The organism is Bacillus sp. AFS018417 (assembly GCF_002560985.1).
Classification (GTDB): domain Bacteria; phylum Bacillota; class Bacilli; order Bacillales; family Bacillaceae_G; genus Bacillus_A; species Bacillus_A rhizoplanae.
This window is the reverse complement of the sequence record NZ_NTTM01000129.1, coordinates 1-269: the sequence shown is the minus strand read 5'-3', so window position 1 is coordinate 269 and position 269 is coordinate 1. Positions and strand designations below refer to the sequence as shown.

Sequence of the window (269 nt, the reverse complement as noted above, 5' to 3'; positions counted from 1 at the left end):
GAAGAATCGTATACAAGCAAGGCATCCTTTCTAGACAGTGATGCGATCCCCACTTACGGTGAGGAAGACATTCCTGTATTCAGTGGAAAACGGATCAAGCGTGGATTATATCGTACGAAAGAGAATAAACTACTGAACGCAGATGTGAATGGTTCCTATAACATCTTAAAAAAAGCAGTTCCAAAGGCGTTTGCCGATGGAATAGAGGGGTTGTGCCATCAGGCAGCTGTGTCAACTCCACTCGTGTTAAGCATCTTTTGAAGATGATA

1 pseudogene is annotated in these 269 nt (G+C 43.1%); it reads left to right on the top strand.

Annotation, left to right across the window (positions count from 1 at the left end):
* Positions 1–261, top strand: a pseudogene (locus CN326_RS24835) (RNA-guided endonuclease InsQ/TnpB family protein); the annotation flags it as partial.
* Positions 262–269 lie beyond the last annotated feature (8 nt).